At 68.4% G+C, this 21,347-nt stretch carries 20 protein-coding genes and 1 other RNA gene; 5 read left to right on the forward strand and 16 right to left on the reverse strand.

From position 1 onward, the window contains the following. From VFL64_RS17925 to VFL64_RS17940, 4 genes are all read right to left on the reverse strand, one after another. Positions 1–1,595, reverse strand: a 1,595-nt coding sequence (locus VFL64_RS17925; protein WP_489541740.1) for an efflux RND transporter permease subunit, incomplete at its 3' end; no start/stop codon positions are given. 19 nt (positions 1,596–1,614) lie between these two features. Beyond that, entirely contained in the window at positions 1,615–2,793 is a 1,179-nt protein-coding gene (locus tag VFL64_RS17930; protein ID WP_489541741.1) for an efflux RND transporter periplasmic adaptor subunit, read from the reverse strand. 64 nt (positions 2,794–2,857) lie between these two features. Continuing rightward, complete coding sequence (gene rnhA, locus VFL64_RS17935; protein WP_489541742.1) at positions 2,858–3,328, reverse strand: ribonuclease HI; 471 nt, start codon at positions 3,326–3,328, stop codon at positions 2,858–2,860. Beyond that, positions 3,315–4,160 carry a class I SAM-dependent methyltransferase gene (locus VFL64_RS17940; protein ID WP_489541743.1) on the reverse strand — a complete coding sequence of 282 codons (846 nt, stop codon included), beginning with the start codon at positions 4,158–4,160 and terminating at the stop codon, positions 3,315–3,317. Before VFL64_RS17940 ends, rnhA begins: the two co-directional genes overlap by 14 nt. On the opposite strand from VFL64_RS17940, the gene gloB reads away from it, so the two are divergent. Together gloB and VFL64_RS17950 are read left to right on the forward strand one after the other, a co-directional pair. Further along, positions 4,159–4,932 (forward strand): hydroxyacylglutathione hydrolase, encoded by a 774-nt coding sequence (gene gloB / locus VFL64_RS17945; protein WP_489541744.1) that lies wholly within the window; start codon positions 4,159–4,161, stop codon positions 4,930–4,932. The two genes, VFL64_RS17940 and gloB, sit on opposite strands and share 2 nt — an antisense overlap. Positions 4,933–4,937: 5 nt before the next feature. Beyond that, complete coding sequence (locus VFL64_RS17950; RefSeq protein ID WP_489541745.1) at positions 4,938–6,449, forward strand: transglycosylase SLT domain-containing protein; 1,512 nt, start codon at positions 4,938–4,940, stop codon at positions 6,447–6,449. A gap of 18 nt (positions 6,450–6,467) precedes the next feature. Here the strand turns inward: VFL64_RS17950 and recR are convergent, their stop codons facing one another. The 3 genes from recR to dnaX are packed head-to-tail and all read right to left on the reverse strand — an operon-like array spanning position 6,468 to position 9,221. Next, complete coding sequence (gene recR, locus VFL64_RS17955) at positions 6,468–7,055, reverse strand: recombination mediator RecR (protein ID WP_489541746.1); 588 nt, start codon at positions 7,053–7,055, stop codon at positions 6,468–6,470. Then, entirely contained in the window at positions 7,055–7,381 is a 327-nt protein-coding gene (locus VFL64_RS17960) for a YbaB/EbfC family nucleoid-associated protein (RefSeq protein ID WP_489541747.1), read from the reverse strand. The genes recR and VFL64_RS17960 overlap by 1 nt, the downstream gene beginning before the upstream one ends. 16 nt (positions 7,382–7,397) lie before the next feature. Then, on the reverse strand, positions 7,398–9,221 hold the full coding sequence (dnaX, locus tag VFL64_RS17965; protein WP_489541748.1) for a DNA polymerase III subunit gamma/tau: 1,824 nt from the start codon (positions 9,219–9,221) through the stop codon (positions 7,398–7,400). A gap of 66 nt (positions 9,222–9,287) precedes the next feature. On the opposite strand from dnaX, the gene VFL64_RS17970 reads away from it, so the two are divergent. Beyond that, entirely contained in the window at positions 9,288–10,409 is a 1,122-nt protein-coding gene (locus tag VFL64_RS17970; protein WP_489541749.1) for an AIR synthase-related protein, read from the forward strand. A 56-nt stretch (positions 10,410–10,465) separates the two neighbouring features. Next, positions 10,466–10,563: signal recognition particle sRNA small type (ffs, locus tag VFL64_RS17975), an RNA gene on the forward strand. A gap of 19 nt (positions 10,564–10,582) precedes the next feature. Here ffs and VFL64_RS17980 read toward each other — a convergent pair. From VFL64_RS17980 to VFL64_RS17995, 4 genes are all read right to left on the reverse strand, one after another. Next, the gene (locus tag VFL64_RS17980; protein WP_489541750.1) at positions 10,583–10,855 is read right to left on the reverse strand and encodes a hypothetical protein; all 273 of its coding nucleotides are present in this window, start codon (positions 10,853–10,855) and stop codon (positions 10,583–10,585) included. Further along, a complete protein-coding gene (locus VFL64_RS17985) occupies positions 10,852–11,088 on the reverse strand; it encodes a hypothetical protein (RefSeq protein ID WP_489541751.1) in 237 nt (78 codons plus the stop codon). Before VFL64_RS17985 ends, VFL64_RS17980 begins: the two co-directional genes overlap by 4 nt. Next, positions 11,085–11,306 (reverse strand): hypothetical protein, encoded by a 222-nt coding sequence (locus VFL64_RS17990; RefSeq protein WP_489541752.1) that lies wholly within the window; start codon positions 11,304–11,306, stop codon positions 11,085–11,087. Before VFL64_RS17990 ends, VFL64_RS17985 begins: the two co-directional genes overlap by 4 nt. A gap of 141 nt (positions 11,307–11,447) precedes the next feature. Beyond that, positions 11,448–11,855 (reverse strand): BLUF domain-containing protein, encoded by a 408-nt coding sequence (locus VFL64_RS17995; protein WP_489541753.1) that lies wholly within the window; start codon positions 11,853–11,855, stop codon positions 11,448–11,450. Between the two features lie 110 nt (positions 11,856–11,965). Between VFL64_RS17995 and VFL64_RS18000 the strand changes: the two genes are divergently transcribed. Beyond that, positions 11,966–12,703, forward strand: a complete 738-nt coding sequence (locus VFL64_RS18000; RefSeq protein WP_489541754.1) for a Crp/Fnr family transcriptional regulator — start codon at positions 11,966–11,968, stop codon at positions 12,701–12,703. A 6-nt stretch (positions 12,704–12,709) separates the two neighbouring features. Here VFL64_RS18000 and VFL64_RS18005 read toward each other — a convergent pair whose 3' ends face one another. The 5 genes from VFL64_RS18005 to VFL64_RS18025 all read right to left on the reverse strand — a co-directional run. Further along, positions 12,710–13,861, reverse strand: coding sequence for an ABC transporter substrate-binding protein (locus VFL64_RS18005; protein ID WP_489541755.1), 1,152 nt, complete (start codon positions 13,859–13,861; stop codon positions 12,710–12,712). A 153-nt stretch (positions 13,862–14,014) separates the two neighbouring features. Next, complete coding sequence (locus VFL64_RS18010) at positions 14,015–15,205, reverse strand: ABC transporter substrate-binding protein (protein WP_489541756.1); 1,191 nt, start codon at positions 15,203–15,205, stop codon at positions 14,015–14,017. 151 nt (positions 15,206–15,356) lie between these two features. Then, the gene (locus tag VFL64_RS18015) at positions 15,357–17,774 is read right to left on the reverse strand and encodes a protein kinase domain-containing protein (RefSeq protein WP_489541757.1); all 2,418 of its coding nucleotides are present in this window, start codon (positions 17,772–17,774) and stop codon (positions 15,357–15,359) included. A gap of 8 nt (positions 17,775–17,782) precedes the next feature. After that, positions 17,783–19,621, reverse strand: coding sequence for an HDOD domain-containing protein (locus tag VFL64_RS18020; protein WP_489541758.1), 1,839 nt, complete (start codon positions 19,619–19,621; stop codon positions 17,783–17,785). 138 nt (positions 19,622–19,759) lie between these two features. Beyond that, positions 19,760–21,347, reverse strand: a 1,588-nt coding sequence (locus VFL64_RS18025; RefSeq protein ID WP_489541759.1) for a UvrD-helicase domain-containing protein, incomplete at its 5' end; no start/stop codon positions are given.

Here is a 21,347-nt window from a genome sequence, read left to right on the forward strand (position 1 = left end):
AACATCACCACCAGCACCACCCAGCGGTGCGACAGCACCCAGCCGAGCGCGGAGGCGTAAGAGCCGGTGAGCCAGGTCAGGCCGCCTTCCATCACCCGGTCGAAGCGGCTGGGCTGCGGCTCGTGGCGCAGCAGCTTGCTGCACATCATTGGCGTGAGCGTCAGCGCAATGAAGCCGGAGACGATCACCGCGCCGGCCAGCGTCAGCGCGAACTCGGTGAACAAGCGCCCGGTGCGCCCGGGAGCGAAAGCCAGCGGAGCGAACACAGCCGCGAGCGTGAGCGTCATGGCGACCACCGCGAAGCCGATCTCCTTGGCGCCCTTCAACGAGGCCTGGAACGGCGACATGCCTTCTTCGATGTGACGGAAGATGTTCTCCAGCACCACGATCGCGTCGTCGACCACCAGGCCGATCGCCAGCACCAGCGCCAGCAGCGTGAGCGTGTTGATGGTGAAACCCGCGGCCGCCATGATGCCGAAGGTGCCGATCAGGCTCACGGGGATGGTCACCAGCGGGATCACCGCCGCACGCAGGTGACGCAGGAAGACGAACACGACCAGCGCCACCAGCACCACCGCCTCGGTGATGGTGCGGTAGACCGACTTGACAGAGCGGTCGATGAAGAGCGAGTTGTCGTTGGCCACCTGCACCTTCACACCGCCCGGCAGATCCTGCTGCAGCCGGGGCAGGATCTCGCGCACGCCGGCCGAGATCTCCAGCGGGTTGGCCGTCGCCTGGCGGATCACGCCCAATGAGATCGACGACACGCCGTTCAGCCGCACGCTAGACCGCTCGCTCGCGGCGGCCTGCTCGATGCGCGCCACGTCGCGCAGCCGCACAGTGAAGCCGTTGGCCTGCTTCAGCGCCACGGCCGAGAACTGCTCCACCGTGTTGAGGTCGGTGCGCGCGGTGACGCTGAACTCGCGCTGCTGGCTCTCGATGCGCCCGGCCGGCACCTCGAGGTTCTGGCGGCGCAGCGCGTCTTCCACGTCCTGCACCGTCAGGCGGTAGGAGGCGAGCTTGTCCGGGTCGAGCCCGATGCGCATCGAGAACTTGCGGTCGCCGTTGATCTGCACGTCGGCCACACCAGGGACGGTCTGCAGGCGCGGCTTGACGACCCGCGTGACCAGGTCGGTCACCTCCAGCGGCGACAGTGTCTCGCTCGTGAAGGCCAGCCAGATGGTGGGCGTGGCATCGGCCTCGACCTTGGCGATCACCGGCTCGTCGATGGCATCGGGCAGCTTGGCCCGCACCCGCGAGACCCGGTCGCGCACATCGGCCGCGGCGTCGTCGGGGTTCTTCTCGAGCTTGAAGCGCACCGTGATCTGACTCTGCTCCGAGCGCGAGATCGAGGTGATGATCTCCACGCCGTCGATGCCGGCGATGGAGTCTTCGAGCGGCTTGGTGACCTGCGACTCGATCACCTCCGACGAGGCACCGATGAGGCGGGTCGACACGTTGACCACCGGCTCGTCGATACGCGGGTACTCGCGCACCTGCAGCCGCGTGTACGACACCACGCCCACGAGGATGATCAGCAGCGCCAGCACCGTGGCGAACACGGGGCGGCGGATGGCGGTGTCGGACAGCACCATGGCAAGGTCTCCGCAGGCCTCAGGCCGGGGCCAGGGCGCCGGCGCGGCTGACGCCCGAGGCCGCCCCCGATGCCGCAGCGCCCGCCGGGCGCGCCGGACGGTCGATGTTGACGATCTTCACCGGCAGCGCCTCGGGCCGCAGCAAACGGGTGTGGCCGGCGGTCACCACCACGTCGCCGCGCGCCAGACCTTGCACGATCTCCACCTTGCCGGGCAGGCGCATCCCGATCTGCGCCTCCAGGCGCTGCGAAACCTTGGTGCCATCCGGACCATCGACCACCTTCACCAGGTACTGCTTGCCGGCCAGCGGCACCAACGCTTCTTCAGGCACCACGATGGCGTTGGTGCGCGATGCGAACACCACGCGCGTGCGCGCGAACATGCCCGAGCGCAGCTCGCCACCGGGGTTGGGCAGGCGCGCGCGCACGAGCAGCGAGCGGCCATTGGCGTCGAGCAGCGAATCGACGGCATCGACCTGGCCCTTGAACAGCTTGCCCGGCAGTGCATCGAGCTGCGCCTCGATGGGCTGGCCGGTCTTGATGCGCGACACGTAGCGCTCGGCCACGCGGAAGTCGAGCAGCACCGAAGAGAGGTCTTCCACGTTCACCAGGTCGGCGCCGTCCTTCACGTAGTCGCCCACGTTCACGCTGCGGATGCCGGCCACGCCATCGAAGGGTGCGTCGATGCGCATGCGCGCCAGCTGGGCCTTGGCCAGCGAGACCTGCGCATCGGCCACCTGCAGGGCCGCAACGCTCTGGTCGACCACGCTCTGGCTCACGAAGTTGGCGGCCAGCAGCTCGCGGTTGCGCTGCAGGTTGGTGCGGGCGATGCTGGCCTGCGCCTCGGCCTGCAGGGTTTGCGCGGCCTGCAGCGTGTCATCGAGCTGCACCAGCATCTGGCCGCGCCTGACGCGCTGGCCGTCGTTGAAGCCGAGCCTGGAGATGCGGCCGCTGACCTCGGGGCGCAGCATCACGCCCTGGCGGGACCGCAGCGCTCCAACGCCTTGCGCATCGTCGTCGATGGTGATGGCCTCGGCCCGGCCCACTTCTACCACCACCGGCCCGTTGGCTCCGGCCTGCTGGGAGCCGGCGGTCGAGGTCGCTGGGCCTGCAGCGGGCGTCCTGTTCTGGTACCACCATGCCGCTCCGCTGGCGACCGAAATGCCGACGATCGCCACCACCGTATGCAAAATCTTCACGCTCGACCCTGTTTGCTGCCCCAACGAATGTAGCCCGAGCCTCCCCGCGGCGCGAGGCTGGAAATCACGTAGACGCCGCGTCTACTCCCCGGTTGGCCAGCGCATCGGCGCGCTCATTGCCGGGGTCGCCGGCGTGGCCCTTCACCCAGCGCCAATCCACGTGGTGCAGGTTACGCAAGGCATCGAGCCGCTGCCACAGGTCGGCGTTCTTCACCGGCTTCTTGTCGGCGGTCTTCCAGCCGCGCGTCTTCCAGTTGTGGATCCACTCGGTGATGCCCTGGCGCACGTACTGGCTGTCCGTGTAGACGATCACGTTGCAGCTGCGCTTGAGCGAGTTCAGTGCCTCGATCACCGCGGTGAGTTCCATGCGGTTGTTGGTGGTGAGGCGCTCGCCGCCGAAGAGCTCTTTCTCGTGCGCGCCGGTGCTCAGCCAGGCGCCCCAACCGCCCGGCCCTGGGTTGCCCTTGCAGGCGCCATCGGTGTAGATGGTCACGCTGGGGCGCTGGATGGTCGGGCGAGGTTCAGTCGAAGTCATGTGTGTGAGAAGTTGAAGGATGGCGGTGGCTGCTCACCACCGCAGGGGCCGGCTTGGCCACCACGCGCTGGCGCCGGGCCAGGCCAATCAGCCGCATGCCGCGCACGCGCTTGACGGCCACCAGCAGATACACCGCGCCCAGCACCGGCCACCAGCGGTCGCCCGTGCGCTCCATCCACTCGAAGCGCGCCAGCCATTGGTCCGAAGTGAAAGGCGGCTTGTAGCAGCCGAAGCGCCCCTGCTCCACCTCGAAGCTCAGCAGGCGCAACCAATCGCGCAAGCGCCAGTAGCCGAGGAACTCGCCCTCGCTGGGCATGAACAGCGGGCTGCCCTTGCCCAGGCCCATGCCGCGCCCCATGCGGCCGCAGTGCTGGCGCAGCGCCCACAGGCTGCCAGGGTTGAAGCCGATGATGACCACGCGACCCTCGGGCACCAGCACGCGCTCGACTTCGCGCAAGGCCTGGTGCGGGTCGCGTGCGAGTTCCAGCGAATGCGGCAGCACGACGAGGTCGAGGCTCTGGCTGTCGAAGGGCAAGGCGTCGAAATCGCACTGCAACATCGCTTCGCGCGGCTTGTTCACGGGAACTTCGCTCGATGCAGCAGACTCCATCGCCGGCGCGGACTGGTCCGCTTGGTCCGTTGCCAGCCAGCGGTGGGGCATGCGGTTGGCGCGCAGTGCGTCGAGTTCGGGCAGGCCCAATTGCAGCGCGTGAAAGCCGAACACATCGGCCACGCAGCGATCCAGCTGGGCCTGTTCCCAGGCCAGCAAGTAGCGGCCCGGCGGCGTCTTCAGCCAGGGGGCCAAACCTATAATCCCACCGAGTTCCGCCATGAACCTGCTTGCACTGCCTGCCTTCACCGACAACTACATCTGGATGCTTCACGATGGCCGGCAGGCGCTCGTGGTCGATCCGGGGGAGTCGGCACCGGTGGCACGTGCGCTCGATGCGCAAGGCCTGGTGCTCGCCGGGATTCTAGTGACCCACCACCACGCCGATCATGTCGGCGGTCTTTCGCAACTTCGTTCTCGCCTGCACGGCCCGATCTATGGCCCGGCACGCGAAGACATCCCGCAACCGTACACGCCGCTCAACGGCGGTGACCACATCGAGCTGCTGGGCTGCCGCTTCGACGTGATCGACGTGCCAGGCCACACCGCCGGCCATATCGCCTACTTCCACGCCCCGCTCGACGGCGAGGCGCCTCTCGTCTTCTGCGGCGACACGCTGTTCTCGGGCGGCTGCGGGCGGCTCTTCGAAGGCACGCCGGCGCAGATGCACCACTCGCTGTCGCACCTGGCGGCGCTGCCAGGGGCCACCCGGGTGTGCTGCGCGCACGAGTACACCTTGTCCAACCTCAAGTTCGCGCGCGCCGTCGAGCCGCACAACGACGACCTGCTCGCCTACATCGCGCACTGCGAAGCCTTGCGCGCGCAGAACGAACCCACGCTGCCGAGCTCGATCGCGCGCGAGCGCCGCATCAATCCCTTCATGCGTTGCCATCAGCCCGAGGTCGTGCAAACCGCACTCGCCCAGGGTGCCTCCAGCGCCAGCGAGACCGACGTCCTGGCCGCGCTGCGCCAATGGAAAAACAACTTCCGATGATTCAAATGTCTTCTCTGCGGCGCGTGGCCGCAGCCGCGCTCGGCCTCCTGCTGAGCGCATGTGCCACCTTTGTCGAGCCGCCCGACCAGCAAGGCGATCTGCCCGCCGCCATCGCCAATGCGCCATTGGCGGCGGCATCTGCTGCGTCGGCGGCCGCATCTGCTGCGTCGGACGCGACCTCCACACCCAACGAGAACCCGGTGGCTGCCGCCCCTGTTGACCCGTTGCGCCCCGACGAGCCGGTGGACCTCAACTCCAAGGTGGCCACCGTCGACCTGTGGGAGCGGCTTCGACGCGGCTACGCCATGCCAGACCTCGACACCCCGCTCGTGCGCACCGGCGAGCAGTGGTACTCCAGCCGGCCCGACTACGTGCAACGTATGACGGAGCGCGGCAGCCGCTACCTCTTCCACATCATCGAAGAAGTCGAGCGCCGCGGCATGCCCACCGAACTCGCGCTGCTGCCCTTCGTCGAAAGCGCCTTCAACCCGCAGGCCGTGTCATCGGCCAAGGCCTCGGGCATGTGGCAGTTCATGCCAGCCACTGGCAAGCACTTCGAGCTGCGGCAAAACGTATTCCGCGACGACCGCCGCGACGTGCTGGCTTCGACCCGTGCTGCGCTCGACTACCTCGGTCGTCTGTACGGCATGTTCGGCGACTGGCACCTCGCTCTGGCTGCCTACAACTGGGGCGAAGGCAACGTGCAGCGCGCCATCGCACGCAACCAGAAGGCCGGCAAGCCCACCGACTACCTGAGCCTGCGCATGCCCAACGAGACGGCCTACTCCGTGCCCAAGCTGCAGGCGGTGAAGAACATCGTGATGCGGCCCGAATCCTTCGGCGTCGCGTTGCCTCCTCTGGCCAACCACCCTTACTTCCTGAGCGTGCCCATCGAGCGCGACATCGACGTCGCCGTCGCCATCCGCCTGGCCGGCATCACCCAGGACGAGTTCAACACCCTCAACCCGCAGATGAACAAGCCGGTCATCCTGGCCGCGGGCACGCCGCAGATCCTGCTCCCCTACGACAACGCCAGCCTGTTCGTGCGCAACAGCGCCCAGCACCGCGGCCCCTTCGCCACCTGGACGGCCTGGGTCGCCCCGCGCACGCTGAAGGCAGCCGACGCCGCCAAGCAGGTCGGCATGACAGAAGCCGAGCTGCGCGACGTCAACAAGATCCCGCCCCGCATGCTGGTCAAGGCCGGCTCCACGCTGCTGGTGCCGCGCGCCCAACATCTGCTGAAGGACGTGTCGCTTCACGTCGCCGACAACGCGGTGATGGCGCTCACGCCCGAGGCCTTGCCACCGCGCCGCGTGACGCACCGTGCCGTCAAGGGCGAGACCGTGGCCAGCGTGGCCAAGCGCTATCGCGTGAGCCCGGCGCAGCTGGCACAGTGGAACAAGGTGAGTGCCGGCGCGAGCTTCAAGGCCGGCGAAAGCGTGGTGGTCTACGTGCCGCAGAAGGCGGCCAGCAACAAGGTCGCCAAGAAGCCGGCCCCCAAGCGCAAGACGCGCTGACGCGCCACGACGCCGCGCTCAGCGGCGATCCACCAGCGCGTGGGCGATGGTGCCCAGATCCACGTATTCGAGTTCGCTGCCGATCGGCACGCCGCGCGCCAGGCGCGTCACCCGCAGCGGGCGTGACTTGAGTGCCTCGGCCACCACGTACGCCGTGGCCTCGCCTTCGGCGGTGAAGTTGGTCGCGACGATCACCTCTTCGACCGTGCCGTCGGTGGTGCGGTCGAGCAGTTGCTGCAGGCCGATGTCGCGCGCGCCAATACCGTCGAGCGGGCTCAGCCGCCCCATCAGCACGAAGTACAGGCCGCGGTAGCTGCCTGTGCGCTCCATGGCCGCCTGGTCGGCAGGCGTCTCGACCACGCACAGCAGGCGGCGGTCACGCGTCTCGTCGAGGCAGGTGTGGCAAACCGGTGCCTCGGTGAAGGTGTGGCAGCGCTCGCAGTGGCGGATGTTGTCGACCGCGCCCTGCAGCGATTGCGCGATGCGGCGCGCGCCTTCGCGGTCGTGCTGCAGCAGGTGGAAGGCCATGCGCTGCGCCGACTTCTGGCCCACACCGGGCAGGCGCCGCAGGGCTTCGATCAGGGCGTCGAGCGCTGGTTCGGCCATCAGAAGGGGAACTTCATGCCGGGGGGGAGCGGCATGCCAGCGGTGAGCTTGCCCATCTTCTCCTGCGACACCTCTTCGGCACGGCGCAGGCCGTCGTTGAAGGCCGCAGCCACCAGGTCTTCGAGCATGTCCTTGTCGTCGGCGAGCAGGCTGGGGTCGATGGCCACGCGCTTCACGTCATGCTTGCAGGTCATGGTGATCTTCACCAGGCCGGCGCCCGACTGGCCTTCGACCTCGATGTTGGCCAGCTCTTCCTGCGCCTTCTTGAGGTTGTCCTGCATCGCCTGGGCCTGCTTCATCAGGCCAGCGAGTTGGTTCTTCATCATGGGGAGTTCTCCTGAATCAATGGGGCTTGACCGAGCCGGGCACGATGCGCGCGGTCTTGAACTGCTGCATCAAGGCCTGCACCAGCGGGTCGTTGTGGATGATCTGTTCGGCTTCGTTCTGGCGCCGCGCCCGCTCGGCGGCGGCGCGCTGCGCGGGGGTGTCGCTGGCAACACCCGCCTCGACCTCGATCTGCGCCGCATTCTTGAGCAGGTCGGACAAGGCCGCCTGCAACTTGTCGCGTTGGGCCGGGGCACGCAGGGTTTCGCGCTCCACCCGCAGGCGCCAGACGCTCGGCGTCGACTGTTCTTCAATGCCCACGCACTGCGCCTGCATGGCGAGCTCGCGCACCAGGGCGCTGATGCTGCCGGCTTGCACGAGTTGCGTCACCACCTCGTTCCAGCGGTCGCCCAGGGGCGTGGGAGCGAAGCTCGGTGGCGCAGGCGGCGAGGCAAAGGCCAGGCTCTGCGGTTCGCGCGCCACAAGCGGCGCGGCCTGGGTCGGCTCTTCGTCGGGCACGTCCAGCCAGGGCGGCGGCTCGTCGCTGCTCGCTGCGGCAGGTGCGGGAGCCCGAGCGGCCACACGCGGCGCAGGCGCAGCCACAGGTGCGGGGCGCACCGCGGGCGCAGGTGCAGGCACAGAGCGGGTCGGCGCCGCGGGAGCGGTTGCAGCCGCCATCGCCGGCCGGGCGGATGCCCCCGCCGCCCGGCTCGAATCAGGCCGCGCGGCCTGGCTGGGCACCGCACCCGGCTTGAAGGCCAGCATGCGCAACAGGATCATCACCAGGCCGCTGTACTCGTCGGGCGCCAGCCCCAGCTCGGCGCGGCCGTGCAGCACGATGCTGTAGAGGAACTGCGTCTCGTCGGGCGCCAGCAGGGCGGCGAGGCGCGCGGCCGTCGGGGCATCGGGGTCGCTCTCGTCGAGCGCATCGGGCACGGCCTGTAGCACGGCCATCTGCTGCAGCAGCGCGGCCATCTCTTCCAGCGTGCCGCTGGCCGACAGGCCCAGGCTGCGCAGACCGTCGACCGCCGCGATCACCTCTGCCCCCTGCCCCGCAGCCAGCGCTTCGACCAGGCGCACGGCGTGGCTGCGGTCCACCGCACCGAGCATCTGGCGCACACCGGCTTCGGTCAGGCTGCCGGCACCGAAGGCGATCGCCTGGTCGGTGAGCGAGAGCGCATCGCGCATCGAGCCGCGCGCAGCACGGGCCAGCAGGCGCAGCGCGCCCGGCTCGGCTTCGATCTGCTCGGCAGCCAGCACGGTAGTGAGATGCTCCTGCACCGTTTGAGGCGCCATCGGCCGCAGGTTGAACTGCAGGCAGCGCGAGAGCACCGTGGGCGGCACCTTCTGCGGGTCGGTCGTGGCCAGCACGAACTTGAGGTATTCGGGCGGCTCTTCGAGCGTCTTGAGCATCGCGTTGAACGCGGTGTTCGAGAGCATGTGGACTTCGTCGATCAGGTAGACCTTGAAGCGCCCCACCACCGGCTTGTAGACGGCCTGGTCGAGCAGCTGCGAGATCTCTTCGACGCCGCGGTTGGAAGCCGCATCGAGCTCCACGTAGTCGACGAAGCGGCCGCTGTCGATGTCGCGGCAGGCATCGCACACGCCGCAGGGGTGGGCGGTGATGCCGCCCTGCCCATCGGCCCCGGTGCAGTTGAGTGCCTTGGCCAGGATGCGCGAGACCGAGGTCTTGCCCACGCCGCGCGTGCCGGTGAAGAGGTAGGCGTGATGCAGGCGCTGCTGCGTGAGCGCATTGCTGAGCGCCTGGACCACGTGCTCCTGGCCGACGAGCGCTTCGAAGTCGCGAGAACGGTACTTGCGGGCCAGGACGAGATAGGACATCGGGCGATTCTAAAGTCCGACCGGGCGGCTGCCGGATAATCCCGGTTTTGCCTGCTTGCCCCTCCGATGAACTCCACAACCCCGAACGACGGCACCCTCAGCTATGAACAAGCCGGCGTCAACTACGACCTGATCGACCCGCTCAAAGTGGCCGCCCAGCGCGCCGCCAAGGCCACCGGCGCGCACCTCGCCTCGCACGGCTTCAGCGAAGTCGAGGCCTCGCGCGGCGAATCGGCCTACGTGGTCGACGTGGGGCCGTTCTACATCGCATCCATCGTCGAATGCCTGGGCTCCAAGGCCCTGGTGGCCGACGAGATGAAGGCCCTCACCGGCAAGAGCTACTACGACAGCATCGCGCAGGACACCATCGCGATGGCGATCAACGACCTCATCACCGTCGGCGCCACGCCGCTGGTGGTGCAGGCCTACTGGGCCGCGGGCGGTTCCGACTGGTTCTCCGATGCGCAACGCGCGCAGGCTCTGGTGGCCGGCTGGAAGCGCGCCTGCGACGTGTGCAGCGTGGCCTGGGGCGGCGGCGAAACGCCCGCACTGGCCGGCATCGTGGCCGACGGCCGCATCGACCTCGCCGCCAGCTGCACCGGCCTCATCAACCCGAAGGAGCGCCTCTCGGTGGGCGACAAACTCGCACCGGGCGACGCCATCGTGCTGCTGGCCTCGAGCGGCATCCACGCCAACGGACTGAGCCTCGCGCGCAAGCTGGTCGAGCGCCTGCCACGGGGCTACCTCACCGAGGTGCAGCCCGGCCTCAGCTACGGCGACGCCCTGCTCGCCCCCACGGTGCTGTACTCGCCGGTGACCGAGGCGCTGTACAAGGCCGGCATCACGCCGCACTACTGCGCCAACATCACCGGCCACGGCTGGCGCAAGCTGTTGCGCCACCCCGCCACGCACACCTACCGCATCCACACCGTGCCCGAAGTCACGCCGGTTCTCAAGTTCATCCAGCAGCACGCCAAGCAGGACGACCAAGAGGCCTACAGCACGCTCAACATGGGCGCGGGCTTCGCGCTGTTCGTGAAGGCCGAGGATGCGCAGCGCACGGTCGACGTGGCCGAGGCGCAAGGCATCAAGGCCGTGATCGCTGGTCGCGTGGAGGCTGGCCCCAAGAGGCTCGTCATCGAGCCGCTGAACATCGAGTTCGGCGACGACGCGCTGCAGCTGCGTTGAGTCCGACAAGGCCTTGCACGGGCGATCCACGCGGATCGTCCCCTACAATCCACGCTGACGGGCCTCCCCGCATGGAAGCGCGCCCAACCGGGTCAGGTGGGGAACCAAGCAGCCCTAAGCGTTGCAACCAGTGCCGGGGGTAAGGCTCGTCAACCTCCCCTCCCAACATCGCATCAGCCAAGCGCAAAGCAGCGTAACTTGGCCGATGGCGGCTGGCCGGCCATCACCCGCGCATCGAGCGCAATGTCCTGTGGCGGCACGCAGGCCGTGCCGAAGCGGGTGAGGTTCTCGAGCACCAGACCGTCATCGTCGTCGATCACTTCGGTGAGGTACTGGTGGTCCATGCCGAACAGCAGGGCTCTTTGGGTGGTCTGGTCGCTCAGCAGGATCAGGTACCTGGCTTTGTAGCCACTGTCCTGCTCCGCGTTCACGGATTTCACTTTCACGTCGGTCTGCTTTTCTTGGCGGGTTTCTTCTGGCGTTGGTAGGCCTCGTGCATAGGCACGCCTCGGTCGGTATCGACCTTGCCGGAAGCCAGGTCGTCATGGGCCTGGCGGATGATGGGTCGCTCGTCGCTGACCTGGCTGTCGGACGATTCGTCGTGCTCGTGCGGCAGCCTGGGAGCGGATTCGGAATCGACAACCGGTTTGGTACGTCCGAGCGGCTTGTCCTTGCTCAACGCCGATCCCCAGGGTCTTCGCCCTTGGAGCGCGATTTGCCGATGCGCTCTGCTTCCAGCATCTCTTCGGCTTCTCGGTCTGCGCGCGGCTTGGCCTTGCGCGCAGCATCGGCAACCTTGCCCGATTGGGCGAAGTCCTGTGCCGCCTTGTCGTAACGGCGTGCGGCTTCGTAGTCGCCTTCGCCTTGGACGCGGCTCTTGCGGATCGTTTCCCTCATGACACAGCTCCATGGGTGGGAGTGAACATGCCGAGAACGATAGACGCCACGCCGGCGCCATGCCACGTATGAGCTCCGCAGCTGAAGGTCGGATCGCGTGCCTGCGCTCGGTAGGAACTGTCCGACTTGGGGCACGCTCCGTCAGTTCGACAGACTGCAGCGCCCGAGCAGGTCCAAGAATGCACTGACCGCCGGCTCGCCTTCCAGCCCTGCCGGTCCGCAGAAGACATCGAGGTCGGCCCCATCGCAGTAGCCGCTGCGCCAGGTGGAAAGGCGCCGCGCGCCTGGCGTCAAGGCCGCGTAGAGCATGCGCATGCCGATGTGCCGTGCATCGAACTCGATGTCGCGGCACACGGTCGCCAGTTCATCCGCATCACCTTCGAGCAGCTCGCAGAAGCGCTCTCCATCGAAGACCATCGCACCCGTCAGCCCCAAGCGCGCATTGCGCTCGCGCGAGGCCTGCCAAATCTGAGCCACGACGCTCACATGGAGCAAGGGGGAAAGCTGGCTGAGCCAGAGCACGCAACAAACCGAATCACCGGACACCATGGCCTCTCGCGCAGGGAAGATGTGCGAATCTAGTCACGAAGCGGCCACTTCACTGTGTCGTTTGACATAGCCGGGAACATGCTTTGCCCAGCACCCCGCAAGGAGGCGGAATGACCTATGTGCCCTGCAAGGATTGCCCCTTGCGAACGCTCGAACTCTTCGTCCCGCATTCGCCGGAACAACTGGCACTCGTCCAGTCGCTCAAGCGCAGCCACATCGGGCTGAGCGCGGGGCAGACGATCATCCACGAGGGCCAGACGCACCCGCAGCTCTACACGCTGTGGTCGGGCTGGGCTTTTCGCTACAAGACGCTGGCAGACGGGCGCCGCCAGATCCTCAATTTCCTGCTGCCGGGCGACTTCATCGGCGTGCAGCAGAAGATGTCCGACGCCTTGACGCACGGCGTGCTCGCGCTGAGCGACGTGCAGCTGTGCGTGTTCACGCGCGACGCGTTGTGGGAGCTGCACCGCGCGCAGCCGCAGATGGGCTTCAACATCACCTGGCTCACGGCGCAGGAGCAGTCGCTGGTCGACGAAGGCCTGCTGTCGGTGGGCCGGCGCAGCGCCGAGGAGCGCATCGCCGCCCTGCTCATCGTGCTGTTCAAGCGATCGGCCGCCCTCCTGCCCGATGGTGGCCGCGACGGCGTGCCCTTCCCGCTCACCCAGCAGCACATCGCCGACGCGCTGGGCCTGTCGCTGGTTCACACCAACAAGACCCTGCGCAAGCTCGAGCGGCGCGGGTTGCACCACCTGGAGAACGGACTGCTCTTCCTGAAAGACAGCCAGGCGCTGGCGCAGACCGCAGCGCTCTATGGCGATGGCAAGCCGGCGCCGCGCCCGCTGGTCTGAAACGCGTCAGCGCATGTAGCGCCCGCGCGGCCCCACGATGGTGAGGTCGACGAAACTGGAGCCGTGGTGACGCTGCGGCCCGAAGTTGATCGGGTAGCCGCCCATGTCGAGCTTGCCGATGGACTCCATGCCCGCAATCAGCGACTCCGACGTGACGCCACGTCCGCTCGCGGCAGCGCGCTTCAGGCCTTCGGCCAGCACGCGCACGTTCATGTAGCCGAAGAAGTGGTCGTAGTCGATCTCGATGTTCTCGCGCTCCATCGCGGCGGCAAAGTCGCGCGTGAGCGGCGAGGTCTGGCGGAACGGGTACGGGATCACCTGGGTGAAGGCGATGCCGCGCGCGTCGTCGCCCAGCGCCGCGACGATGGGCTTGGCGTTGGCGATCGACAGCGCGTAGATCGGCGCCCCCACGTACGAGCGCGCCGCCTTGATGAAGCCGATGATCGACGGCCCGAAGGCCAGCAGCAGCACCGCCTGCGGCTTGGATTGGCCGAGCGCATGCGCCGAGTTCACCGCATCGCTGCCGTTGTTCTCCAGCGGCTGGCGCCCGACCAGCGTGGCGCCCTGTTCGCGTGCCACCTCTTCCACCACCGGCAGCATCAGCTGGCCGAAGGGGTGGTTCTGATAGATCACGCCGAGCTGCGTCCGTTGGGCGGAGACCAGGGTTCGGATCATCTGCACCAGTTCGTCGCGGTAGCTGGCAAAGAGCGTGAACAGATACGGGTTGTGCTTGGCGCGCAAGGACGGCGAACCACTGTAGGCGCCGATCAGTGGCACCTTCTTCTCGGCCAGCAAGGGCAACGCCGCGGCCACGCTGGAGGCGCTGGTGAAGCCGGTCAAGGCGACGACCTTCTCCTTGTCGATCAAGGTGGTGACGTTCTCGACTGTCTTCTTGGGGTCGTAGGCGTCGTCCAGTGCAATGAAGCGCACGCGCCGCCCGCCGATGCCTCCCTTGCGGTTGATCTCGTCCAGCGCCAGATCCTGGCCTTTGACCAAGGACATGACCGATGGCGCGAGCGGCCCGCTCAGTACCGCGCTCTGGCCGATGCGGATCTCGCGGCTGTCTTGCGCATGCGCATTCCAGCCCAGCATGGCGCTGCCGGCCGCCGCCGCCACGCCGCGAAGCACCTGCCGGCGCTGCTTCCTTTGCTTGTCCATGTTCCCTCCATCCTGTTGACGCCGAAATGCGGCGCCGCAGCATTGTGGAGGATTAATTGCACGCCCGTGCACAAACGTTGCGGCCGGCCGACAAGGAAAAACGGCAGGCCCGAAAGCCTGCCGTCGCCACGAGGCGGAACTGCTTGCGCTTCTTCAGCGGATCCAGCGCCCGCCCGGCCCCACGATGGTGATCTCGACGAAGTTCGAGCCGTGGTGCTTGGTCGGGCTGAAGCTGACCGGGTAGCCGCCCAGGTCGAACTTGTTCATGCTCTCCATGGCCTTGACCACGTCGACCGGCGTGACCTTCTTGCCCGCACGGCGGATGCCTTCGAGCAGGATGCGCATGTTCATGTAGCCGAACATGTAGTCGTAGCTGATGTCGATCTTCTCGCGCTCCAGGGCCGCCGCCAGGTCGCGCGTGAGCGGGGTGGTTTGACGGTACGGATACGGCACGAGCTGCGTGAAGGCGAGGCCTCGGGCGTCGTCGCCCATGGCCTTGAGCAGAGCCGGCGAGTTGGCGATCGAGATCGCATAGACCGGCACGCCCACGTATGAACGCACGGCCTTCACGAACGGGATGATGGACGGGCCGAAGGCCATGAACAGGACGGCCTGCGGCTTGGCGGCTGCCAGCGATTGCGCGCAGGCCACGGCATCACTGCCGTTGGCTTCGAGCGGGGCCTGCACCACCAGCGTGGCGCCGAGTTCCTTGACCACCTCTTCCACCACCGGCTTCATCAGCTGGCCGAAGGCGGCGTTCTGGTAGACGAGGCCGATCTGCGACTTCTGCAGCGTGACCAGGTTGCGCACCATCTGCACCACCTCGTCGCGGTAGCTCGCCATGGTGGTGAAGAAGTACGGGTGCTGCTTGGCACGCAGCACCGGCGAGCCGGTGTACACGCAGACCAGCGGCACCTTCTTCTCGCTCAGGATGGGCAGCGTGGCCAGCACGTTGGGCGTGCTCGCCAGGCCGTACAGCGCGACGACCTTTTCCTTGTCGATCAGGGTGTGGACGTTCTCGACGCACTTCTTGGGGTCGTAGGCATCGTCGAGCGCGATCAGGCGCACCGGGCGGCCGTTGATGCCACCCTTGCGGTTGGCTTCTTCGATGGCCAGCTCCTGGCCCTTGATCACCGGCAGGAGGAACGGAGCCAGCGGCCCGGTGAGGTGAGCGCTCTGACCGATACGGATCTCGTTCGCACCACCGGCAGCGATGGCCGGTGCACCGGAGGCGGCCGCGTCGGGCGACTTGGCATCTTGCGCTCTCAGCGGCATGGAGGCCACGGCGCCGGCTGCTGCGACGGCATGCAGGGCGTTGCGACGGGTCCATTTCTGTTGGGTCATGTTGTTCTCCATGGGTTGGAATGGCTGTGGACGGCGCGATCCTGCATGGCGGTGCACACCCGTGCAAGAGGAAGAACTCCTCCTCCACCCATCGCAGACAACACTTGCGTGACCAGCATCACGACATCACGTCGCGTGTTGGCCGATGCAATCAACTCGCTTGCTTGAAGGCCATCACGGCCTGATTGCGCAGGGTGCGCAAAAGTGAGAGTTCCTTCTCACCCAGCTCGATGGCCCCCGGCTGCGCCTTGTCGGCATAGATCAGCGCAAAGGGCGCGCCCTTGAGCACCAGGGGCAGCAGCAGGAAGGCCGGTGCGTTGATGCCCTGCCGGTACCACCCCGGCAGGCGCGCCGCGATCTGCGGCACCGTCGCATCGGAGATGAGGGTGTCGGCCCCCTTGGCACACACTGCGGCGAAGAGATCGACCGCCGCGCCGGGCGCCGCCTTGAGCGGCACCTTGAACTTCGGGATGAGCGCTTCCACGCCCTCACCCAGGCCGAAGCGCCCAGTGAGGCATTCGGTCTTGGGGTCGCGCAGGCAGAAGATGATGCGGCGGAAGCCCAGCGCGCGCAGCATGGTCTCGAGGATCATGCGCAGCACTTCGTTGAGCTTGAAGTCTTCCACCATGGTGTTCGTGATGTCCTGGATGCCCGCGGCCAGCATGTTGATGGCAGCCTGGTGGTCGAAGGCGGGCTGCGCGGCCAGGTCTTCGCGCGCCACGGGCATGGTGGCGTGCAGGGCGTGCTCGGTGAGGCTGTCGTGCTCGGCCGGGCTGGCGGTGCCGTTGCCCGGCTGTTCGAGCAGCTTGCGCATGGGTGAGCCGGGCTGCACCTGCAGGCTCATCGCGCGCGCAAGCTCGCTCAGGCGCGCTTGCGCGAGCACGGTGGCTGCCTGCACGTCGCGCACGCTCAGACCCAGGGCCTTGGTGTAGCGCTCGGCCACCGCGGCGATGCTGGCGCTGGCGCGGCCGGGTTCGGCACGCATCAGCGCATCGGTCACTTCGTTGGCGGCCACGGCGACCCAATGAGGGCGGTCTTGCTTGTCGCAGGCGCGCATCGGCGGCTCGCCAGCCGGCCGCCGCATGCAGCGTTGCAGGCCCTCGGGCAGCCCCCAGCTCTTGGCGATGCCCAGGCCCAGCTCTTCGTAGCTCAGGCCCAGCACGTTGATCGAGGCCGCGTGCTCGTGGCGCGATGTACTGGCCAGCGATGGCACACCCTTGGCATCGGCCGCGGCCACCAGGGCGCGGATCTGGCGCGCCTCGTCAGGGAAGTAGAACTCCGTGAGCAAGCGCCCGAGGTTCTGGAACATCGCGCCGATGAAGGCCTCTTCGCCTTCTCGCTGCGAGCCGTACAGCTCACCGGCCAGCGAACCGGCCATCAGCGAGCGCAGGAACTCTTCCTTCAGCAGGTTGGCGTGCGCCTTGTCGTGCATGTGCTCCAGCAGCACCAGGCTGAGCGCCATGTTGCGAATGCCGGCAAAGCCCACCAGCGCCACTGCGCGCGAGACGGTGCTGATGTTGCCCCCGCCAGCGCTGCTGTAGCGCGCGGTGTTGACCATGCGCAGCAGCTTGTTGGTGAGTGCCACGTCTTTCAGGATCTCGCCCGACAGGCTGGCCAGGCTCTCGTTCTCGGAGTTGGCCACGCGCTGGATGCGGCCGACCGAGTCCGACATGGCCGGGAAGTCGCTCTTGTGCCGCATGCGGCGCAACAGGAAGTCGAGCGTGCCGCTGCTGGCCGGCGCGGCCTCGGCGCCCGGCGCGGGAGCCAGCCACTGCTGCAGGGCATCACGCAGATCGCCCGCACTGGCGTGGCGCTTGGACGGGTCGCGCGCCAGGCTGCGCTGCACGATGGCGCGCAGGCGGTCGTCGGCGTCGGGTGCGGTGCCGGGCGGCAGCATCAGGTCTTCGTGCGCCACGCGGTACATGGCGCGGAACGGGTCGCGCTCGGCGATGAGCGGCTTGCCCGAGAGCATCTCGGCCAGCACCAGGCCGGCCGCAAAGATGTCCATGCCCGGCGATGGCTTCAGCCCGTGCGTGGCCTCGGGCGACATGTAGCCCGGCGTGCCCACCACCTGCTGCGGGTGGGCGGCATCTTGCAGGCGTGCCGCGATGCCGAAGTCCATCACCCGCGCGCGGCCGCTGCCGTCGACCAGGATGTTGGAGGGCTTGAGGTCGCGGTGCACCACGCCGGCGGCATGCGCGGCCTGCAGGGCATCGAGCACACCCAGCATCATTTCCACCGCTTCGCGCGCGGGCAACGCGCCGCGGGCGCGCAGGTGCGCGGTGAGCGTGCGGCCGGGCACGAACTCGAACACGAGGTAAGGCTGCTGCCTGTGCACGTCGGCCTCGAACACCGGCACGATGTGCGGGTGGTTGAGGCGGCTGACGCTGCGCGCCTCCTGCAGCCACTGGGTCACGGCCTCGGCATCGGCGCCCACATGCATCAGCTTGATCGCCACCTCGCGTTCGAGGCGAGCGTCGAAGGCCAGCCAGACGGTGGCCTGCGCCCCCTTGCCAAGCTGATGACGCAGCTCGAAGCGGCCGATGGTTTCAGCAGCGATGGCAGCCATGGCGTCTCTCAGCGGCCGCTGCGGGCGGCGAGCAAAGCGGAGAACTCGGTCGTGCCGGGGTCGCCCTGCGGCACGTCGTCACGCGCGGGCGCACGCGGCACCGGCGCCGAGGAGCCGGTGCGCAGAATGCCTTTCGCCACCTGCAGGCCGTCGGTGATGTCTTTCACGGTGATGGACAAGGCCCGCCCGTAGCGCTGGGCCACGTTGTTCAGGCCGGCGGCGATGCGGGCTGCGGGCATCAGTGTCATCACGTCGACCGCCTCGTTGGCGGCGCTGGCGGACACGCGCAGCATCTCGGTGTCGGTGTCGGCCACGCGCACCGGGCGGTCGGTGGCCAGGCGGCGGATCATGTGCAGCACCTCGTCGGCCAGGCCCCAGTGCTTGGCCACGGCGGCGGCGAGCGCGTCGATCTCCACACCGAGCACGGCAAACGAAGCGGCTTCTTCCGACATGCCGGGCAGATCGGGTTCGTTCGGCTCCGCGGCCGGCTGGGTCTGCATCAGTTGGCGGATCTGCTCGGCTTCTTCGGGGAAGTGGTACTGCACCATCAGCCGCCCGAGGTTCTGCAGGATGGCGATGAGGTAGACCACCTCGGGGTCGTAGCCCGCCGGGCGCAGCGCCTGCGCGGCATGGCCGGCCAGGCGCACCTGCTGCATCAGGCGTTGCAGCGCGGCAGCGTGGGTTTCGTTCAGCGGCCCGGGCCAGGCGCGCAGCGAGGCAGCGGCCTGGCGCACGCCCTTCAAGCCGACCAGCGAGATGGCACGCCGGATGGTCAGCACCGGCCCGTTGCCGGCGATCTGCGTGCCTTGCACCTGGGCCGAGTTGACGGTGCGCAGCAACTCGAAGCTGAGCCCCATGTCCTGCAGGATCTGCTCGGCCATCTCGTCGGTGCGCTGGTTCTCGCCCACCGCGAGGCGGGCCACGCGCGCGCCGACACCCGGTGCGGCGGGCAGGTGGCCCACGGTGCGCAGCCGGTCGACCAGCAAGACGAGCGCGCCGCCCTTGTCTTGTGCGGCGGCTTCGCGCCAGCCGCGCAGGGCGACCAGCAGGGTTCGGGCGTTGTGATAGCGCTGCCGCTCCTGCGTGGCGGTGCAGCGGTTGGCGATGGCACGCAAGCCTTCGGGCACGGGCTGCGGCGTGGTCCAGGGCAGGCGCACCAGCTCGCGCGGCAGGCGGGCGATGACGCGGGCGGTGTCGGGTTCGTCGAGCGGCGGGGTGCCGGCGAGCAACTGGTGCAACACCAGACCGGCGCACAGCACATCGCGCACCGCTGCTTCGCGCGCGGCGCGCAAGCGGTTCGGATCGAGCGGCATGGCGCGGTCGTGCGCATGTTCGGCGCTCGCCGTGGCAGTGAGGCTGGCGCCGAGCGCCATCACGCGCACCACGCCCTGCTCGCTGACCAGCAGCTGGTGCAGTTGAACGTCGCCATGGGCCATGCCGGCTTCGTGCGCGAAGGCGAGGCCTTCGAGCGCCTGGATCATCCAGCCGACCATCTCGTCGGGCGGCAGCTGCCGCATGGTGGCAAGGCGCTCGCCCAGCGTCGTGCCCAGGGCGCGGTCGACGGCGATGAAGGGCCAGTGGTCGTGGGCGCCGACCTCCACCACATGGGCCAGGTTGGGGTGGTTCAGCCGCGCGGCGTGTCTGGCATCGGCCAGCCACAGCTCCAGTGCGGCGGGGGTGGCGGGCTGCGTGCGCGGCAGCGTGAGCATCAGCTCCTGGCTGGTGCGGGGGTCGAAGGCCAGCCAGGCCATCGTGCGCTCGCTCTTGCCCAGCAGCTGGCGCAGCTCGAAACGGCCGAACGCCCGCTGGAGGGTCGGCTTGGTCGCAGATTGTTCGGTTTCAAGCATGGAGGCGCATCGACACGGGCGCAAAGACAGCGGCGTAAACCGATTGGAGCGCTTCCCGGCGTGACGCAATGCGCGGATCAGGCTCGAAAAGACGGCCCTATTCGGTACCCGCCAGTGTGCGCCTGCAGCAGGCCCGAATCATGTGATCTCGATCACGTTTCCGGCCCCGTTGACGAGGGCGCAGCGCACGGTTTCACCCGGCTGAAGCGCCATGACCGCGGCACGGTAGCGCAGCATTTGTTCACGGTAGGCGGCCTGCGCCTCGGGCTGCTGAGCGAGCTTGTAGTCGAGCACCCACCAGGTGGGTCGGCCGCCCTTCCCTTGGCCTTCTGCCAGCTGCACCAGGCGGTCGATGCGCAGCAGCTCGCCGGCATGGGCCAGCGGCACCTCGTTGCCGGCCCACAACAGGCCGGGGCCGCTGAAGAACGGTTGACAAGCCGGGCTGCGCCAGACGCCGCCGGCAATGCGCGCCACCTCGGCGGCCGGAGCACCGAATTCGGCCGCGGCCGCGGCCGCGAGTTCGGGGATGTCGACCTCGCGCCGGGCGGGGGCGCTGGCCCACTCCAGCACGCGGTGCACCGCCTGGCCCAGGCGGGAGGCCTCGCTGTCGGGCTCGCGTACGGGGCGCGTCGCCTCGGGGGCAGGTGCCCAAGCCGGCATGGCCTGCAGGTTGAACAGGTGTGCCTCCGCGGCCGCACCGGTGGGGAGCGCAGCCGCCGGCTCCCACGGCTGAACCAGGCCTTCGACGCGGTCCCACCACGAAGGTGTGGCGCGGTGGGGTTCGGTGCGGCTGAACACCAGCCTCTCGCGGGCCCGCGTCATGGCCACGTACAGGCCGTTGAGCTCTTCGCGGCGGCGCGCAGCCATCTCCTCGTCGAGCACCGGCTTCAACGACGGCGGGCAGCGGCTCTCGGAGTAGATGAAGGCGCAGCGCGCCGGGCGGTCGGCTTCCACCGGCCAGTCGACCAGCAAGGTGGTGGTGTCTGGGTTGCTGGCTTCGGGCTGGGCGTCCATCACGAACACCACCCTCGCCTCCAGGCCCTTGGCGCCGTGCACGGTGAGCAGCTGAACGGCATCCGCCTGCACCGGCGCAGCCACCTTGATGGCACGGTGCTTGAGGGCGCGCACGAAGTTGTAGGGCGTGGCGTAGCGGGCGCCGTCGAGCATCAGCGCCTGGCTCATCAGCGCGGCGATGGCATCGAGCGCGGCCACGCGGCGCTCGGCCGGCACCACGGCGGCCACGCGCTCGCGGTACTCGCCTTCGAAGACGATGCGATCGAGCAGGTCGTGCGGCGGCAGGTGGTGGGCGGCCTCCTGCCAGGCGAGCAGCAGGCGGCGGGCGCGCTGCAAGGCGGGCCGCCCGGCGTGCTCGGCTTCGGTGAGGGCCGCCCACCAGTCGCCACCCGGCCCGGCCGCCAGCGCGAGGGCCACCAGGTCGTCGTCGGAGGCGGCAAACAAGGGGCTGCGCAGGGCATGCGCCAGCGAGAGGCGGTGCGAGGGCGAGGCAAGCGCGTCGAGCACCGCCACGAGGTCGCGTGCCTCGGGGGCGTCCATCAGCGCAAAGTCTTCGGCCGCGGCGAAGGGCAGGTGCAAGGCCTGCAGTGCCTGCGCCACCAGGCGAAGCGAGGCGCGCTTGCGGCACAGCACGAACACCTCCCCGGGGCGCGCCTGGCCGGACTGCATCAGCTCGTGGATAGCCTGCGCCACCCAGCGGGCTTCTTGCTCG

The sequence above is a fragment of the Rhizobacter sp. genome (genome assembly GCF_035702065.1).
Taxonomy (GTDB): domain Bacteria; phylum Pseudomonadota; class Gammaproteobacteria; order Burkholderiales; family Burkholderiaceae_C; genus Rhizobacter.

Bases quoted from the DNA above. Each gene is read 5' to 3' on its own strand.
- rnhA (WP_489541742.1), bottom strand. From the start codon at position 3,328: ATGACTTCGACTGAACCTCGCCCGACCATCCAGCGCCCCAGCGTGACC.
- gloB (WP_489541744.1), top strand. From the start codon at position 4,159: ATGAACCTGCTTGCACTGCCTGCCTTCACCGACAACTACATCTGGATG.
- VFL64_RS17940 (WP_489541743.1), bottom strand. From the start codon at position 4,160: ATGGCGGAACTCGGTGGGATTATAGGTTTGGCCCCCTGGCTGAAGACG.
- VFL64_RS17950 (WP_489541745.1), top strand. From the start codon at position 4,938: ATGTCTTCTCTGCGGCGCGTGGCCGCAGCCGCGCTCGGCCTCCTGCTG.
- recR (WP_489541746.1), bottom strand. From the start codon at position 7,055: ATGGCCGAACCAGCGCTCGACGCCCTGATCGAAGCCCTGCGGCGCCTG.
- VFL64_RS17960 (WP_489541747.1), bottom strand. From the start codon at position 7,381: ATGATGAAGAACCAACTCGCTGGCCTGATGAAGCAGGCCCAGGCGATG.
- dnaX (WP_489541748.1), bottom strand. From the start codon at position 9,221: ATGTCCTATCTCGTCCTGGCCCGCAAGTACCGTTCTCGCGACTTCGAA.
- VFL64_RS17970 (WP_489541749.1), top strand. From the start codon at position 9,288: ATGAACTCCACAACCCCGAACGACGGCACCCTCAGCTATGAACAAGCC.
- VFL64_RS17990 (WP_489541752.1), bottom strand. From the start codon at position 11,306: ATGAGGGAAACGATCCGCAAGAGCCGCGTCCAAGGCGAAGGCGACTAC.
- VFL64_RS17995 (WP_489541753.1), bottom strand. From the start codon at position 11,855: ATGGTGTCCGGTGATTCGGTTTGTTGCGTGCTCTGGCTCAGCCAGCTT.
- VFL64_RS18000 (WP_489541754.1), top strand. From the start codon at position 11,966: ATGACCTATGTGCCCTGCAAGGATTGCCCCTTGCGAACGCTCGAACTC.
- VFL64_RS18005 (WP_489541755.1), bottom strand. From the start codon at position 13,861: ATGGACAAGCAAAGGAAGCAGCGCCGGCAGGTGCTTCGCGGCGTGGCG.
- VFL64_RS18010 (WP_489541756.1), bottom strand. From the start codon at position 15,205: ATGACCCAACAGAAATGGACCCGTCGCAACGCCCTGCATGCCGTCGCA.
- VFL64_RS18015 (WP_489541757.1), bottom strand. From the start codon at position 17,774: ATGGCTGCCATCGCTGCTGAAACCATCGGCCGCTTCGAGCTGCGTCAT.
- VFL64_RS18020 (WP_489541758.1), bottom strand. From the start codon at position 19,621: ATGCTTGAAACCGAACAATCTGCGACCAAGCCGACCCTCCAGCGGGCG.